Source organism: Streptomyces sp. NPDC004111 (genome assembly GCF_042874215.1).
Taxonomy (GTDB): Bacteria; Actinomycetota; Actinomycetes; order Streptomycetales; family Streptomycetaceae; genus Streptomyces.
This window is the reverse complement of the sequence record NZ_JBIAMU010000001.1, coordinates 140,637-155,359: the sequence shown is the minus strand read 5'-3', so window position 1 is coordinate 155,359 and position 14,723 is coordinate 140,637. Positions and strand designations below refer to the sequence as shown.

The window sequence follows — 14,723 nt, the reverse complement described above, 5'->3', positions numbered from 1 at the left end:
GGTGTGAGCTGCGGTGCTCGGCGGTCAGCCGCCGGGTGTGCTTGACCTGAGTGGTCCACCTCAGCCTTCGCTCACCAATCGTTCTGCCGTCTGCATCGATACGGCGTTCGTCGCATCGGACCAGTTGCGGTGAATGCCGCCCACCCCGGTGCCCCAGCAGTCGATGACGTCGGCGTAGGGGTAGGCCGGCGCTCATGGCCGTCCCCCGGACGCACGGCTGGGCGTGCGTTCTCGGGCCGGTGCGCTTGAGGTCAGTGTCATGAAGCGATTTCTGAAGGGCTCCTATGCGGTGCCCGTGACCCGGCGGTCCGCGATGGTCGCTCTGACCATGGCGCTGTGTCCGCCACTCAGCTCTGCCTCCGCCGCAGCCTCCTTGGCCGGGGACGACGACTGCCCACTGGGATACGACCCGGTGTTCGAGGACGACCTCGTGCAGGCAGTTGAAGCTCTCCCCGCCGTTGCCGCTGATCGCGGGCAACGGCACGGCCCCGTTCCTCGCGGGGCAAAGCCGCTGCGCCGTCGGTACTGGGTGAGCACCCGCTACCGGGTTCGGGGCGACTGGCTGGCTGGGTACCACACCGGCATCGACCTTGCGGTGCCCACGGGGACGCCGGTGCATGCGGTGGGTGCAGGCGTCGTGGTCCTGGCCAAGTGGTCCGGCTCCTACGGCAAGGCCGTGACCGTACGGATGACGGACGGCCACTTCGCCGTGTACGGCCACTTGTCCACGATTGATGTCCGCCAGGGAGCCCGGGTGGGGGTGGGCCAGCGGCTCGGCAGGAGCGGCAGCACTGGGCGTGCCAGCGGCCCGCACCTGCATCTGGAGATCAGGGCACGGCGACAGTACGGGAGTGATGTGAACCCGATCTCCTACCTCGCCCGCCGGGGCGTTCGGCTGGTCGCCTGAGACACCGGGAAAACCGGCGGCAGGGACGGCTGTATGCCTGGGGAGGGGCCCGAAGGATTTGCTGCGGCTCAATTCCACGGGCGTCGGCGCGTCATGGTGCCGCCTTGGTGTGAGTGCCCGGAGGTGGCCACCTTGACGGATATGTGCCACGACGGTCTTGCGGCACCGTTGCGGACGGTGGCACTTGCCGTAGAGAGGGTGAGAAGGCCGCCGAAGAGGTGGGCCGAGTGGCGGAGAGCCAGCTGTTCGCGTTACCGCCAGACCTGGGACGGAAACAATGAGCGCGGCGAGGCCGGCGGTGAACACGTCCTGGAAGGGCTGGAGTCGTCACCGCCGGGGCCGCTGGCGGGTTCGCCGAGTTCCAGGCCGCGCACGTCGCGATGCCGGAGGTCGCGCCGGTGACAAATGCGAGCCGCCCCTGCGCGCATGCGATGCGCAGGGGCACGTCGTGAAGCGTGAAGTGGGTAAGTGAAGTGGGGCCGACTCGGTCGTCGGCCCGGACCGAACTCCAAGAATCGCCGACCGGCAGCCGACGCCTCGTGACCCACCCGTCCGGAGTCCGGCAGTTCTCGAAATAGTGCAGTTCTAGAAGTAGTGCTTTCGTCCGCCTACCGCGCGGCCCGTCGCTCCCAGGATCCACAGGATGGCGCCGACCACGAGAAGGACGCCACCGATGGTCGTCAGCAGGGGGACCGGCACCAGCAGGCCGACGAGGAGCAGGATGAGGCCGAGAATGAGCATGGGGTATCCGATCTTTCCGAAGGCGGTGCTTGCACCGTTGACCTGTGCAGCGAACGTTTACTGTGACCTGCGTTTCCGTGGCCAGGACCGTTCGTTGCGTTCGGTTGTTCGAGTGCCCGGCATCCGGCAATGAATGCGTGTGGCTTTTAGCTTTTCCTTACGCCGTTGTCCGGTCAGTTGTCGGCGGTGGTCTGCAGGGCGTCGCAGGTGTGCTGGAACTCCTCCATCAGCCGCGTTGCCTCCACCACGAGGACTCCGTACGGGCGGGTCCTGTCCGCCAGTGGCAGACCGCCTTCGTGGGCGGCTGTCAGCACGTCCTGAAGCTTGTCCTGGGCTGCCTTCGCCAGCCGGCATGCCTCCTCTGCCCCCTCGGAGAGGGTGTCGGTGTTCAGTACGGACAGGACATGTGCGGCGTCGCGCAAGGAGGCGAGGAAGTCGGCATAGGCGGTGAGGAAGGGGGCGTAGGAGTAGTTGTTCTCCGTTTCCTGCCACTGGTTCAGGCTCCGGTTGAGGGAAGCCAGCTGGTAGACGGCGCGTTCCATGGAGACGATCACCTGCCGGTAGCGGGTGAACGTGAGGTAGCCCCGGTGGGCGGGCAGCAGGCGGCGAGGGTTGAAGGGCAGGCTGTCCTCGGCTGTGGTGAGCCCTACCCGGGCCTGGCTCACCGAACGCTGCGCCCGCTCGCCCGCCGTGATCCATACCTGGGTGCGATCGGCGGTCACATCCTGTTCGCGCAGCCCTTTGGCCATGTCGTCCAGCAGCGCTTCCACTTCGCCGCCGAGCACCTGGATTCCCTGCTCCGCACCCCGGTAGCGCAATGGCGGCGCGATGCACAGGTTGACGGCCAGACCGAGACCGCAGCCGATGAGGACGAGCAGGACGATCTGGGCCAGCTGGGCCGCCTGGTCTCCGGTGGCGGAGGCGGCGGAGTAGGTGGAGAAGGCGAAGAACGCGGCGGTGGCCACCTGGGCGCGCTGCTCGCCCAGCGCAGGCCACTGCCCGATCGCCAGCGCGATCACGGCGACCAGAGGAAAGACGAACATCTCGGGGCCGATGAGGAACCCGAGCGTGGCCTGGACGGCTACGCCGGTGGCGACGGCGACGGTGTACCGCAGGGCCTGCCACACGGACCGATACACTGTCGCGTTCATGATCAAGACGGCGGAGAACGGGGCGAACGCCGGAGAGGTCGCTCCGATCAGATCATGGGCCACCCACCAGGCCAGCGTGGCTGCCAACGTGCTTTTGCCGAGCATCAGAACGGTATTGCGCTCATGACCCGGAGATCGCCAAGCCCGAGCTGTCCATGCCCCGCAGTCTCGTACCGAGTTCCTCACCTGTCCGTGGTGCCTTTCGCTCCTGGGCCCCGGATTTCGCGGACCGGAGGTTTCGGGTGTCCGCGCCGTGGCCGATGAATCGAGAGGTGCCTCACTCCGGCGCTACATGCGGTTTCACGGCGATGACTGAAGCGAGAAGGAGTCCTTCGCCCGGTACCCCGCTGTACGGGTCCGATATAAGGGCAGCCACGCAGTGCAAAGCCCCACGACACCGGTGAGCCTGGCCGTCCGCCGCGCTCCGCCCGCGACGGACCTCTCTCAGCGAGCGTTGAGCCTGCGGTGCATGGCGTGGACATCGAACCCGAACACGGCGAGTGCAGGTCCGCCGTCCGGTTCGTTGTGGGTGATGCCTCCGTCTGCGGACAGCAGGAAGCGCCCGTGCGGCCACTCCGGGCTGACGACCTCCAGGGGGGGGGACCCGTCGTCGGTGGTGGTGTGCAGGCCGGCTCCGAAGAGTCCCGCTACGCCTACGCGGGTCGATGGGGCCGATTCCTGGGCAGGTTGGGCGGCGTCGTCCCGGCCCAGTTCTCCACCCGCTCCTGTGTTGTCCTTGAGGCGCACATGGGCGCGGATACATGGCGCGTTCTTCGTTCAGCGGGGTGACCCTGACCACCCGTACCAAGTGACCGGCGTCGGACTCCACGCCCCTCGGTTCCCCGGTGACTCGCCACTGTGGGGCAAGGGCGCGGCCGGTCCCTGGTTGGCCACTGCCGCGAGCGGGAACCGGTGTCCCGTGAGCACCAAGGACGCCGACCCGCCGCAGCGCACTCCCGACGGGCACTACGTGCTCATCAAGCGCCGCCGCTGGCGCGCCACCGACCCCGACCTCCCCGACGACGTTGCCGAGCGCCTCCGCCGCCATCTCATGGCCGCCCGCCGTGCCGTCGGAGCCGCGTTGCGCGCCGGGGACGCGACTGCCGAACGCGCCGCCCGTGCCCGAGTCCAGACGGCCAAAGTGGCGCTGGGGGAGCGAGGCACACCCTGGTGGGACCAGACCGGCGAGGAACGCCGGTCCCGCTGGGAGTCGGGGCTCGCGGAACTGGACTCCGATCCGGACGACTGACCGCAAGGCAGATGCCCCGCCATACGCCTGCGTACCTCCGACCCCCACAGCCCCGGCCGGCGCTGCGTACGCACGCCGCGTTCGGGGCTACCGCCATCTCGACACCGAAGGCAAACCCCCTCGCCGATCCCGTCCAGAAGGAACGGATCCGGGTCCTGGCAATCCCGCCCGCCCGGCGGGAGGTGTCGATCTGCCCGTCACCGGGCGGCCACGTCCCGGCGCTCGGCACCTTGGTGAGGCCGCGGCCACAGGACGCCCGGCGCCCGGGGGAGCGTCGAGGATACTGCCCAAGCTCCTCGCAGGTCTGCGGACCGCGAGCTGGGCCGCCGCCGTGCCCCCCAGTTCGGGTGCCGACGTACTCAGCCTCGCGAGCCGGAGGCCGATGCCCCCCTGGCGAAGGTGAGCCGGGCCGGGACCGCGACGCCGGTGACGATGTCGCACGGTGACCCAGCAGGTTCCTCTTGCCCAGCGCAATGAGGGTGACCGGGGCCAATTGGAAAAGGCGACCGTACGCAAGGAGTGGGCTTCACCGCGGCCGGATGCCCACCACCCCCGAATGCGAGGGGGCATCGACCCGGAGACGGCCCTCGGCGTTCGCCGTCAACTCCGCGCGCGTACGCGGCCCGTCGCCGGTACCGAAGCGCCCGCCAGCCGCCTACATCCGAGCCGCCCTCAGGCCGCCCCGGGGCCGCTGCTGCTAATGATCCAACACCCCTTACCCGAAGGGAGGTTGCGCGATGGATGTACCGGACCTACCCCACCCACGCGTCACCACCTTCGGCGCGTCACCACCTCTGGCAGCAACCTCATGATCATCGCCGCCACCTTCCTCGCCGCCTTGGCAGCCGTCGGTCTCGCCTGCGCCCAGGCGTCCGCCGGGACAAGAAGGTCGAGGCCGTCAAGGGCTGAGGACGGCTCAGCGGGCAGGGGCCGTCCACCGCCGGGGTTCGTGTTCCGCCGGCCCCCCCCGGGGGCCCTGGGCCCCGGTTGCCGGGAAAGCCCGAGTGGGTGACCTTTTGAGGGGTACTAGGAGCCGCACAAGAGCATTCACCAGCCCCAGCGGCCACACCCGACTCGCAGGAGGAAGCATGACTGACCCCGAGCAGGACCCGACCCGGACCGAAGGCCCCGCGGACGGTGGTGCGGCGGGTAGCCCGGGAGTCCATGACGGTGGTGCGGACGGCGGTGCCGAGGGTCCGGCCGATGGTGGTGCGGCGGGTACCCCGGGCGTGCACGACGGTGGTGCGGACGGCGGTGCCGAGGGTCCGGCGGACGGTGGTGCCGCAGGTACTCCGGGAGTCCACGACGGTGGTGCGGACGGCGGCGCGGAAGGTCCCGCGGACGGTGGTGCCGCGGGTACCCCGGGCGTGCACGACGGTGGTGCGGACGGCGGTGCCGAGGGTCCGGCCGACGGTGGTGCGGCGGGTACCCCGGGCGTCCATGACGGCGGTGCGGACGGCGGCGCACGTTGAGCATCGGTTCCCTCGACCTCCAGGACACCGCGGCCGGCCAAGGCCGCGGTGTCCTGGAGTCGCGTCTGACCCGCCTCGACCGCGCCGCCTTCGCCCGTGACGTCTGGGCCCGCACCCCGCTCCTCACCCGTGCGGCCGACGACTTCTCCGACCTGTTCTCCCCTGCAGCCGTGGACGAGCTGATCGCCCGGCGCGGCCTGCGCACGCCCTTTCTGCGCGTCGCCAAAAACGGCGCCACCCTTCCCGACTCGTCGTACACGAGCTCCGGTGGAGTCGGCGCCACCATCACCGACCAGCTCGACGACACGGCCCTGTGGCGTGCCTTCGCGGACGGCGCCACCCTCGTCCTCCAGGCCCTGCAACGCACCTGGCAGCCCCTCACCGACTTCACCTCCCGGCTCAGCACCGAACTCGGCCACCCGGTCCAGGCCAACGCCTACGTCACCCCGCCCCAGAACCGCGGCTTCGACGCCCACTACGACGTGCACGACGTCTTCGTACTCCAGATCTCCGGCACCAAGCGCTGGGTGATCCACGAGCCCGTCCACCCGGACCCCCTGCGCGACCAGCCCTGGACCGACCACCGGGCCGCCGTCGCCGAGGCCACGAAGACCGATCCGGTCATCGACACCCTGCTGGAGCCCGGCGACGTCCTCTACCTGCCCCGCGGCTGGCTGCACGCGGCCGAGGCCCAGGGCGAGGTCTCCGTCCACCTCACCCTCGGCGTGCACAACTGGACCCGCCACGCCCTGGCCGAACAGCTCGTCCAGTCCGCGCTGACGCTGCTGCGCGACGACCCGCAGATGCGCGCCTCGCTGCCGCTGAGAGTGGACGTTCCGGACTACGAACTCGCTTTCGTACGGGAACGGCTTGCCGCAGCGCTCACCCTGAGCGATCCCGCCCCGCGTTACCACCGCGCCCGCCGTGCCCAGGGCCGCCCCGAACCCATGGGGCCGCTGGCCCAGCTCGCAGCCGTCGAAGGCGTCACGGCCGACACCCCCGTACGCCTCCGGGACGCGCTGGAGGCACGGCTGGAGGGCAGCCGCCTCAGCACCCGCGCCGGCTGGCTGGACTTCTCCGAGGCGGACCTGGTGCGGGTACGGCGGCTTCTCGCCGGCGGGGAGCACACCGCGGGCGAGCTGGGGCAGGAACTGGCCGTGCGACTGCTGCGGGCGGGCGTCGCGGTGCCGGCCGCGGGCTGAGGCGGCCGATGGCGACACCGGGCCGCTTCTTCTGCGCCGACGCCGCCCGCGCACGTGGCGACGTACTGGCGGGCACGGCACCGTACGGCTCGATCTGGGTGCTCATCGAGCACCGCGGCAGCTGGCCGGCCAACGGCTTCGACGGGCTCGACCTGGAGCCCGTCACCAAGGCCCGGGTCTACACCGCGGCGGTGGCTCTGCGGGCCCGCATCCTGCTGATCCGCCGCCACGGCCGCCGCCGGACCGACGCCCCGCGCCGCTGGGCGGTCCTGCACGGCGAACGGGACGGCTCACACCGGCAGCACTGGGGCAGCTGGACGCGCGACGAGGACCTCACTGCGGTCGCCGACGCCCTCCACACCGACGCCTGCGGGGAGACCGGCCTTCCGCCCGTCCTTCTCGTCTGCGCCCACGGGGTGCACGACACCTGCTGCGCGGTGCGCGGTCGCCCGGTGGGGCGGGCGCTCAGCGAACGCTGGCCGGACCTTGTGTGGGAGTGCACGCACGTGGGTGGCGACCGGTTCGCCGCCAACGTGCTGGTAGCACCCGACGGCACCTATTACGGCAACCTCGACGCCGACACCGCCCCGGCCACCGTGGAAGCCCACCTCGCCGACCGCGTACACCCCGCGCACCTGCGCGGATACACCGATCTCGCCCCGGCCCAGCAGTCCGCCGTATCGGCGGTCCTGCACCGTGCCGGGCCCGCCGGACGGTACGCCTACGCGGTGACGAAGACCGTCCGCGACCGCGAGAACGACCGGTGGTTCGTCCGCGTCACCGGTCTCGCGCCGGGCCTGGGCGTGTACGACGTGGAAGTACGTTCCCACCGCTCCCCGCCGCTCCAGCTCACCTGTAACGGCCGCTCCCGCAGCACCACCCTCACGTACGAGGTCACCGCGGTGCACTCGGTGTAGAACCTTTTCTACGTTCATCCGTTCGGCGCAGTCCCGGTCGGGCCGTGGGGTTCACGGCGCGCGGCAGCCTTTGCCCAGTTCAGCACCCTCGCGCTCACGGCTGTGTCGAACTCGCGGGCCGGGTGAAGGCAGTGGCGTTCGATGCGAGGGGGAGAGGCGGTCCGGACTCCGACTTCGACAGCTCGGCCTGCGGTCCGATTCTGCCGGGCGGCCCCACACGAACCTCACATGAAAGAGACTCAGGCCGTGCCACCGGGATCGGAATGCCCTCGGTGGCAACCGAGAGACGTGGTCCGGTCGGGGTGGCACGGCCTGAGTTCTGTCGGGCCGGCCCTGCTGCTGCATCGCGCTGAGGGGCGCGAATCAGCCCTTCAGCGCGTCCTTGCCCTTTTCCTTTGCCTGGCGTGCGTCGCCCTTGGCCTGTTCGGCGCGGCCTTCGTTCTCCAGGCGCTGGTTGCCGACCGCGCGGCCGGCGGTCTTCTTGACCGCACCCTTGGCCTGCTCGGTCTTGGCCTTGGCCTTCTCGTCTGCTGCCATGATCATCAGCTCCCTTGGGTGAGGTGGTCGGCTGCGTGCCGTCCTGCTGTTCGGTCGGGTGTCCCGGCTGGGCGGGTCGAAACGGGTATCCCCGTACTTGGAGCGCTCGGACCACGTCAGGCCCAGGTGCAAGCCCGTACCGGGGGCCCTCAAAGTCATGGGGGCACCCCCGGCCACCAGGGCCCTGAGCCTGCTGCGCGAACGGACGCCGCCGAACTCGTTCTCCATGACGAGGAGTAGTGACTTTGCAGACACCTGCGCCTGGGTCGTGCGCCTGCCGTTTACGGGTTGTCCTCCTGACGGAGAGGCGCTGTTGGGGCTGGGCCGGGACGATAGGGCCGCCTTTCCATGACCCTGTCAGGACGGAGTTTCCGTGAATCGATCGACCGCCCGCCGTGGGCGTCGTGCTCTTGTCCGTTTCCTCGTCGCCGGCCCGCTGCTGGCCGCGGGTGCGCTGAGCGGTGTGCCGGCGGCGCACGCCGCCATCGCCGATGAAATCCGGATCAACGAGGTGGTGACCACCGGCGACGTCAACGACTCGATCGAGCTGTTCAACAAGGGCACCGCCGCGATCGACGTCTCGGGCTGGATCCTCAGGGACGACGACAACAGCCACACGTACAAGATCGCCTCCGGGACCACTCTGGCAGCGGGCGGATACCGGGCGTTGGACGTTCACGACAAGTTCGGCCTGGGCTCCGCCGACAAGGCACGCCTCTACCTCGCCGACGGCAAGACCCTGGTCGACAGCTTCTCCTGGAGCAAGCACTCCGATCCGTCCTGGGCGCGCTGCCCGGACGGCACCGGCGCCTTCAAGCAGGCGGTGACCGTGACCCTGGGCGGCCCGAACAGCTGCGGTACCTCCGGCGGCGGGGGTCCGACCGATCCGGTTGCGTGGCCGGGCCGCAGCAGCGTGGCGACCGCGGACGCCTCCAACGTGTTCGGAGAGGATCTGAGCGGCCTCTACCAGGAGGGCGACGTACTGTGGGGCGCGCAGAACAGCGGAAAGCTGTGGCGCCTGGTGCGTGACGGCTCCGCCGGCTGGAAGCCGGACACGAGCAGCGGATGGTCCTCCGGAAAGACCCTGCGCTTCACCGGCGGCTCCGGTCGCCCCGACAGCGAGGGCGTCACCCTGACCGGCTCGGGGGCGGCCGGCGGGGCGTTCGTCGCCAGTGAACGCAACGGCGATGCCTCCGGCACCAGCCGCCTGTCGGTGCTCAAGTACGACGTCACCGCGTCCGGTTCGTCGCTGACTGCGTCCAAGGAGTGGAACCTCACCTCCGATCTGCCCGCGGCAGGATCCAACCTGGGCCTGGAGGGCATCACCTGGATCCCCGACACCTACCTCACCGGCGCCGCCTTCAAGGACGCTTCGACCGGGGCGGCCTATGACCCCTCCCGCTACGGCGCCCACAGCGGCGGCGTGTTCTTCGTCGGCGTCGAGGGCACCGGCATGATCCACGGCTATGTACTGGCCGACTCCGGCAGCCACACCCGCGTCGCCTCCTTCAGCAGCGGCATGGCCGGCGTGATGGAACTGCAGTGGGAACCCCAGGCCACGCGCCTGTGGGCGGTCTGCGATGACACCTGCGACGGCCAGCACCGCACCCTGAAGCTCGACGCCACCGGCGCCTTCACCACCAGCGCTGTCTACAACCGCCCCACCGGCATGCCCAACTACAACAACGAGGGCTTCTCCCTGGCCGGCTCCAGCGAATGCGTGGCCGGCTCCAAGCCCGTCTACTGGGCCGACGACGCCAACGACGGCGGCCACGCCCTGCGCAAGGGCACCATCACCTGCTGACCCCCTGACCGATCGTTGCCTGTGGAGTGGAACGAAGGCGGAGCCCCGGACCGTACGGTCCGGGGCTCCGCGCCTTCCGTGCGACGCTCCCGCACACAAGGCACTTCTGCTCGGGAGGCACTGCTGCTCGGGCGACAGCCGCTCGGCCCGAACGCGGCGCAGGACGAGGCGCGCGTCCCCACACGGCCGGGACCGGCCCCGGTCCTACGGTCGGGGCCGGTCCCGGTGCGTCAACCGGCGACGGTGGTCAGGTTGCCGGGTACGTAGGATCCGCCCTGGTTGTTGAGGATCACGCCGAGCCGGTTGGTCGCGTTGATCATGGCGACGAGGGCGACGAGCGCGATTGCCCGCTCCTCGTCGTAGTGCTTGCGCACCTGGGCCCAGGTCTCGTCGGTGACTCCTGGATGTCCGTCGATGATGCGGGTGCCTTCCTCGGTGAGGGCCAGCGCGGCTCGCTCGGCGTCGGTGAACACGGTGGAATGCCGCCAGGCGGCGACGAGGCCGAGCCGGGCCGCGTCCTCGCCGGCCGCGGCGGCGTCCTTGCTGTGGATGTCGAGGCAGAAGCCGCAGCCGTTGATCTGGCTGGCTCGCAGCTGCACCAACTCCTGGGTGGACTGGGGCAGTGGCGAGCTCTGGATGACCTGGCTGACGGCGTAGATCCGCTTGCCGACCTTCGTGCCCAGCTCGGTGTCGAACAGGTTCATACGGGTTTCCATCGGGGCTTCCTCACTCGTGGAATCGTGTGGCTGATGCCCATGAGGCGCCGGTCGCCGCGCTCCTGTGACAGGGGGCAGGTGTGATGTGGGTCACGGGGCGCGGCTGTCACGGAACCGGGGCCGGCGGCGTCCCGTGTACGACACGCATCACACGTAGCGAGACGGAAGTCGGGAAATGACGATGGTGGACAGGAACGCCGGTATCGACGCGGGGGCGGCCGCGGCCACGGACAGCTTCATTTCGCACCGCAATCTGCTGTTCACGGTGGCCTACGAGATGCTGGGCTCGGCGGCCGACGCCGAGGACGTCCTCCAGGAGACGTGGCTGCGCTGGTCGGGCGTCGAGCACGCCACGGTCCGCGACCCGCGTGCCTTCCTGGTCCGCATCACCACCCGCCAGTCCCTGACCCGCCTTCGCACACTCCGCCGCCGCAAGGAGTCCTACGTCGGCCCGTGGCTGCCCGAGCCGCTGCTCGTAGCCCCGGACGTGGCCGAGGACATCGAGCTCGCGGACAGCGTCTCCATGGCGATGCTCCTCGTACTGGAGACCCTCGCGCCGACCGAGCGTGCCGTGTTCGTGCTGCGGGACGTCTTCGCCCTGGACTACGACGAGATCGCGCAGGCCGTCGACAAGACCTCGCCCGCCGTCCGTCAGATCGCGCACCGTGCCCGCGCCCACGTCGCCGCGCGCCGCCCTCGCGAGACGGTCTCCCCGTCCCAGACCCGAGACGCGCTCGCCGCTTTCCAACAGGCTCTGGAATCAGGCGACTTGACGGGGCTCCTCAACATCATCGCCCCGGACGTCGTCCTCCTGACGGATGGCGGCGGAGTCGTCCGGGCCGCCGTGGAACCGGTGGTGGGCGTGGCCGACGTGACCGAGGTCCTGGCCAGGCTCAGCGGCGCCCTCCTGCAACCGACCCTGGTCAACGGCCACCCGGCTCTGATCATCCGCCGCGACGGCCGGATCGACACGATCGTGGCCCTCCGACTGGACGAAGGCCTCATCACCGGCCTCTACGCCGTCCGCAACCCCGAGAAGCTGTCACGCCTGAACCGCGAGACGGCGATGGGCCGTTGACCCGTCCGCATCGGCCTGCGGCACGGCCAGGATCCGCTTCCACGTGCGGTCCCGCTGCCAGCGACGGAACAGGTCGTACACCCGGGGCCACGGGCCGTACCGCTTGGGTGCAGTCCCGCCACGGCACACCCGCCTGCGCCCGAACCGAATCCCGTCGATTCGCGGCGGTGCGGTCCCGCAGCTACCAGCCGCCCGTTGATCAGCTCGTCACGACATCCGTCTCAGTACTTCGCCGAGTGTCGCCACTCCTTCGCTGATGTCGGTCGGCGAGCTCGCGGCGTAGCCCAGGACCAACCCCGGCTGCCGTGGGCGCTGGCAGTGCCAGGACAAGGGGTGCACTTTCACGTCGCGCGCGAGTGCCGCGGCGGCGACGTCGGTGTCGGCGAACCCGGCCTCGAAGGTGATCGTCAGGTGCAGGCCCGCTGCGGCACCGTGCACGACCGCGCCCGGCAGATGTGCGGCGACGGCCTTGACCATGGCGTCCCGGCGGCGCCGGTGGTGCCTGCGCAAGTGGCGCAGCTGGCGTTCCAGCGCGCCGGATTCCATGAACTGGGCAAGGACGAATTGTGGCAGGGCGGCGTTACCGAGGTCGGCGAACCGCTTGGCGTCCACGAGCGCGTCGCGGTACTTCGGCGGGGCGAGAACCCACCCGATGCGCAGGGCCGGTGCGAGGAGCTTTGACACGCTCCCGGCGTAGAAGACGTTGTCTGCGAGCACGGACCGCAGGGCCGGCACGGGCGTCCGGTCGTAGCGGTGCTCGGCGTCGTAGTCGTCCTCGATGATCAGTCCGCCGCTTTCGCTTGCCCAGCGCGTCAGTTCGCTGCGACGGCTGCCGCGAAGAACGACACCGGTGGGGAACTGGTGAGCGGGTGTCAGGAGAACGGCCGCTGCGCCCGTGGCACGCAGTTCATCGACACGCACCCCTTCCGAGTCGACCGTGACGGGCGGGGTGTCCAACCGGCAGTTGCGCAAGTGCTGACGGGCACCCAGGGAGCCGGGGTCCTCCATGGCTACCGCGGAGATGCCGTCACTGCGCAGGACCTGCCCTACGAGGGTGAGCGTCTGGGCGGTACCGGCGACGATGAGTACGTCGCCGGGGTCCGCCCGGATACCGCGATTGCGGGCGATCCAGTTCGCGACGGCCACGCGGAGCGCCGGCGTACCGCGTGGATCTCCGTACCCGAGGTCGGATGCCGCGAGGCGGTCCAGGACCCGGCGTTCTTCGCGCAGCCACGCCGCCCGTGGGAACGCGGCGAGATCGGGAAGTCCTGGGGAGAAGTCGATCCGGGCCCGAGCCGTGCGCATCGTGTCGAAGATGTCCGCATCGGGCGCGGTGGTGAAGACCGAGCGGGGTGAAGGCGTACTCGCGGGCGCCGGAGGTCTGGCTGTCGTCGTCGCGGGTGCGCCGACAACGACCGTCCCGTTGCGTCCCTGTCCTGCGAGGTATCCGTCCTCGACCAGGCGCTGGTATGCCTCAGTGATGACGCCGCGCGATACGCCCAGTTCGCCGGCCAGGATCCGTGTGGCGGGCAGCCTGCTTCCCACCGGCAGGCGCCTGTCCGCCAGCGCGAGCCGGATCTGCTGGGCCAGCCACTCGGACTTCCCGCCGCTCGGCGCCTGGTCGATGGCCAGATGAAGGAAGTCGGTCCCAGACACTTTGGACTGGTCAGGGTCACCCCCATTGGATCTGTTCACCGGTCCATAGTGGCAGCAGGGTGAGCCCATGGACACGAATACGGCACCTTTCGCCCCTGCCCCAGCGGCCCACTACGTACACGGATACTCACAGCGCGAGGGCCGCCGACTGGGCGACCAGGCGGACACACTGGCACAACTGCTGCACGCCGGAACCACCTACCCCGCAGGCAGCCGAGTACTGGAGCTCGGCTGCGGGGTGGGCGCCCAGACGGTGCATCTGCTCCGTTCCAGCCCGGGAGCCCACATTGTCGCGGTCGACCAGTCCGAGGAGTCGCTTGCACAGGCCCGTACCCACGTCGCAGGCATCGCGCCCGAGGCGCACGTGGAGTGGCACCGCGCGGACGTGTTCGATCTGCCCTTCGCTGACGCGGAGTTCGACCATGTCTTCGTGTGCTTCGTCCTGGAACACCTCACGGATCCCCGGCGAGCATTGGCCGGACTGCGCCGCGTGCTGCGGCCCGGCGGCACCATCACCCTGATCGAGGGGGACCACGGATCGGTGGTCTTCCACCCTGACAGCGCGCATGCCCAGGCGGTGATCGACTGCCAGATCCGCCTCCAGGCAGCAGGCGGAGGCAATGCGCTGCTCGGCAGGCAACTACAGCCGCTGCTTGTTAGCGCCGGATACGACGACGTGGAAGTCGGTCCGCGTACCGTCTACGCCGACCGGACGCGGCCCGGGTGGGTCGACGGCTTCACCCGCAACACCTTCATCGCGATGGTCGAATCCGTTCGGGACGACGCGCTGGCCGCCGCCCTGATCACTCCGGCCGACTGGGACCAGGGGATCGCAGACCTGCATCGGACCACCGACGACGGAACCTTCCACTACACGTTCTTCAAAGCCGTCGCGGTGAACCGGACGACAGCTCCCTCAAGGCTCCACTCTCGACCCTCATAAACGGTCGTTCATGACAGCGGCGGCGTGACGTTCCGTCGCCCGGCCGGACCGGTTCTGCTGTCTGGTGTGCGGCGGAGCGCCGGGGCGTCGTATCGTGGGCGGGTCCCTGTGCCGAGGTGTCGGTGCAGCGGCCCGCTTCCTTCTGTGTGTCGATCTTGAGGTGACTTCTTATTAACCAGGCCATGTAGTCGTCCGCGTTCCCCGCGTGCTGATGTGTCGCACGTGTTCGGGGGCGGACGTCGCGCTGGCCTGAGTTGCGTCACCCACCCCCGCAGTTTCTGACTTTCCCGGGTGCAGCTCTGCCGTCTGCCCCGGGTTTCGGGCTGTTCGGCCCCGGTGAGGCTGTCGGC

The 14,723-nt window shown here is 69.9% G+C and carries 14 protein-coding genes; 9 read left to right on the top strand and 5 right to left on the bottom strand.

Going from position 1 to position 14,723, the window contains the following annotated elements; translation table 11 throughout:
- Positions 1–259 precede the first annotated feature (259 nt).
- Positions 260–907 carry a M23 family metallopeptidase gene (locus tag ACFYVL_RS00705; protein ID WP_389240293.1) on the top strand — a complete coding sequence of 216 codons (648 nt, stop codon included), beginning with the start codon at positions 260–262 and terminating at the stop codon, positions 905–907.
- Between the two features lie 585 nt (positions 908–1,492).
- Here the strand turns inward: ACFYVL_RS00705 and ACFYVL_RS00700 are convergent.
- Together ACFYVL_RS00700 and ACFYVL_RS00695 are read right to left on the bottom strand one after the other, a co-directional pair.
- Complete coding sequence (locus ACFYVL_RS00700) at positions 1,493–1,648, bottom strand: DUF6131 family protein (RefSeq protein ID WP_389240291.1); 156 nt, start codon at positions 1,646–1,648, stop codon at positions 1,493–1,495.
- A 173-nt stretch (positions 1,649–1,821) separates the two neighbouring features.
- The gene (locus ACFYVL_RS00695) at positions 1,822–2,904 is read right to left on the bottom strand and encodes an aromatic acid exporter family protein (protein WP_389240290.1); all 1,083 of its coding nucleotides are present in this window, start codon (positions 2,902–2,904) and stop codon (positions 1,822–1,824) included.
- A gap of 814 nt (positions 2,905–3,718) precedes the next feature.
- Between ACFYVL_RS00695 and ACFYVL_RS00690 the strand changes: the two genes are divergently transcribed.
- From ACFYVL_RS00690 to ACFYVL_RS00670, 5 genes are all read left to right on the top strand, one after another.
- Positions 3,719–4,048: a hypothetical protein gene (locus tag ACFYVL_RS00690; protein ID WP_389240288.1), complete on the top strand. Its 330-nt coding sequence runs from the start codon at positions 3,719–3,721 to the stop codon at positions 4,046–4,048.
- Positions 4,049–4,059: 11 nt separating this feature from the next.
- Entirely contained in the window at positions 4,060–4,494 is a 435-nt protein-coding gene (locus ACFYVL_RS00685) for a hypothetical protein (RefSeq protein WP_389240286.1), read from the top strand.
- Positions 4,495–5,136: 642 nt separating this feature from the next.
- On the top strand, positions 5,137–5,520 hold the full coding sequence (locus ACFYVL_RS00680; protein WP_389240285.1) for a BatC protein: 384 nt from the start codon (positions 5,137–5,139) through the stop codon (positions 5,518–5,520).
- Positions 5,517–6,722, top strand: coding sequence for a cupin domain-containing protein (locus ACFYVL_RS00675; RefSeq protein WP_389240284.1), 1,206 nt, complete (start codon positions 5,517–5,519; stop codon positions 6,720–6,722). Before ACFYVL_RS00680 ends, ACFYVL_RS00675 begins: the two co-directional genes overlap by 4 nt.
- Positions 6,723–6,730: 8 nt before the next feature.
- Positions 6,731–7,639, top strand: coding sequence for a sucrase ferredoxin (locus ACFYVL_RS00670; protein ID WP_389240283.1), 909 nt, complete (start codon positions 6,731–6,733; stop codon positions 7,637–7,639).
- A 363-nt stretch (positions 7,640–8,002) separates the two neighbouring features.
- On the opposite strand, the gene ACFYVL_RS00665 is transcribed toward ACFYVL_RS00670, so the two are convergent.
- On the bottom strand, positions 8,003–8,176 hold the full coding sequence (locus ACFYVL_RS00665; protein ID WP_389240281.1) for a CsbD family protein: 174 nt from the start codon (positions 8,174–8,176) through the stop codon (positions 8,003–8,005).
- A gap of 373 nt (positions 8,177–8,549) precedes the next feature.
- On the opposite strand from ACFYVL_RS00665, the gene ACFYVL_RS00660 reads away from it, so the two are divergent.
- Positions 8,550–9,980, top strand: a complete 1,431-nt coding sequence (locus tag ACFYVL_RS00660) for a lamin tail domain-containing protein (RefSeq protein WP_389240280.1) — start codon at positions 8,550–8,552, stop codon at positions 9,978–9,980.
- A 230-nt stretch (positions 9,981–10,210) separates the two neighbouring features.
- Here the strand turns inward: ACFYVL_RS00660 and ACFYVL_RS00655 are convergent, their stop codons facing one another.
- A complete protein-coding gene (locus ACFYVL_RS00655; protein WP_389240278.1) occupies positions 10,211–10,696 on the bottom strand; it encodes a carboxymuconolactone decarboxylase family protein in 486 nt (161 codons plus the stop codon).
- A 175-nt stretch (positions 10,697–10,871) separates the two neighbouring features.
- Here ACFYVL_RS00655 and ACFYVL_RS00650 point away from each other — a divergent pair, with 175 nt between their 5' ends.
- Positions 10,872–11,774 carry an RNA polymerase sigma-70 factor gene (locus ACFYVL_RS00650; protein ID WP_389240277.1) on the top strand — a complete coding sequence of 301 codons (903 nt, stop codon included), beginning with the start codon at positions 10,872–10,874 and terminating at the stop codon, positions 11,772–11,774.
- Positions 11,775–11,981: 207 nt separating this feature from the next.
- Here the strand turns inward: ACFYVL_RS00650 and ACFYVL_RS00645 are convergent, their stop codons facing one another.
- Positions 11,982–13,499: a PLP-dependent aminotransferase family protein gene (locus ACFYVL_RS00645; protein ID WP_389241288.1), complete on the bottom strand. Its 1,518-nt coding sequence runs from the start codon at positions 13,497–13,499 to the stop codon at positions 11,982–11,984.
- Here ACFYVL_RS00645 and ACFYVL_RS00640 point away from each other — a divergent pair.
- Positions 13,498–14,373: a methyltransferase domain-containing protein gene (locus ACFYVL_RS00640; protein ID WP_389240275.1), complete on the top strand. Its 876-nt coding sequence runs from the start codon at positions 13,498–13,500 to the stop codon at positions 14,371–14,373. The genes ACFYVL_RS00645 and ACFYVL_RS00640 overlap by 2 nt on opposite strands.
- The last annotated feature ends 350 nt before the right edge of the window (positions 14,374–14,723 follow it).

Bases quoted from the DNA above. Each gene is read 5' to 3' on its own strand.
- ACFYVL_RS00705 (WP_389240293.1), top strand. From the start codon at position 260: ATGAAGCGATTTCTGAAGGGCTCCTATGCGGTGCCCGTGACCCGGCGG.
- ACFYVL_RS00700 (WP_389240291.1), bottom strand. From the start codon at position 1,648: ATGCTCATTCTCGGCCTCATCCTGCTCCTCGTCGGCCTGCTGGTGCCG.
- ACFYVL_RS00695 (WP_389240290.1), bottom strand. From the start codon at position 2,904: ATGCTCGGCAAAAGCACGTTGGCAGCCACGCTGGCCTGGTGGGTGGCC.
- ACFYVL_RS00685 (WP_389240286.1), top strand. From the start codon at position 4,060: ATGCCCCGCCATACGCCTGCGTACCTCCGACCCCCACAGCCCCGGCCG.
- ACFYVL_RS00680 (WP_389240285.1), top strand. From the start codon at position 5,137: ATGACTGACCCCGAGCAGGACCCGACCCGGACCGAAGGCCCCGCGGAC.
- ACFYVL_RS00670 (WP_389240283.1), top strand. From the start codon at position 6,731: ATGGCGACACCGGGCCGCTTCTTCTGCGCCGACGCCGCCCGCGCACGT.
- ACFYVL_RS00665 (WP_389240281.1), bottom strand. From the start codon at position 8,176: ATGGCAGCAGACGAGAAGGCCAAGGCCAAGACCGAGCAGGCCAAGGGT.
- ACFYVL_RS00655 (WP_389240278.1), bottom strand. From the start codon at position 10,696: ATGGAAACCCGTATGAACCTGTTCGACACCGAGCTGGGCACGAAGGTC.
- ACFYVL_RS00650 (WP_389240277.1), top strand. From the start codon at position 10,872: ATGACGATGGTGGACAGGAACGCCGGTATCGACGCGGGGGCGGCCGCG.
- ACFYVL_RS00640 (WP_389240275.1), top strand. From the start codon at position 13,498: ATGGACACGAATACGGCACCTTTCGCCCCTGCCCCAGCGGCCCACTAC.
- ACFYVL_RS00645 (WP_389241288.1), bottom strand. From the start codon at position 13,499: ATGGGCTCACCCTGCTGCCACTATGGACCGGTGAACAGATCCAATGGG.